Origin of the sequence: Marinobacter iranensis (genome assembly GCF_029207565.1) — a bacterium.
GTDB lineage: Bacteria > Pseudomonadota > Gammaproteobacteria > Pseudomonadales > Oleiphilaceae > Marinobacter > Marinobacter iranensis.
Genome location: NZ_JANCMW010000093.1, coordinates 1 through 279, shown reverse-complemented (window position 1 = coordinate 279; position 279 = coordinate 1). Strand labels below are relative to the sequence as shown.

The 279-nt window shown below is 67.4% G+C and carries 1 protein-coding gene; it reads left to right on the top strand.

The genetic code is table 11. The features are described from left to right. Positions 1–110: 110 nt before the first annotated feature. A partial coding sequence (locus tag NLU14_RS23180) for an acyl-CoA dehydrogenase family protein (RefSeq protein WP_420845091.1) occupies positions 111–279 on the top strand: 169 nt, incomplete at its 3' end.

Below are 279 nucleotides of genomic sequence, written 5' to 3'. Positions count from 1 at the left end.
CCGCCCCGGGGGATCACCCCCTCTCTCCCCTTGCCGCCTCGCGCGAAATCGGGGCAAAGCGCGCAGACAAAGGTCAGCACTGCTGACGCGCATATTCCGGAGAGAGGCCCATGGATCCGACGCTCGATTTCAGCCTTGGCGAGACCGCCGACATGATCCGCGAGACGACGCAGCGCTTCGCGAAGGAGCGCATCGAGCCGCTCGCCGCGAAGATCGACGCCGAGGACTGGTTTCCCAAAGCCGAGCTCTGGCCCGCGATGGGCGAGCTCGGCCTGCACG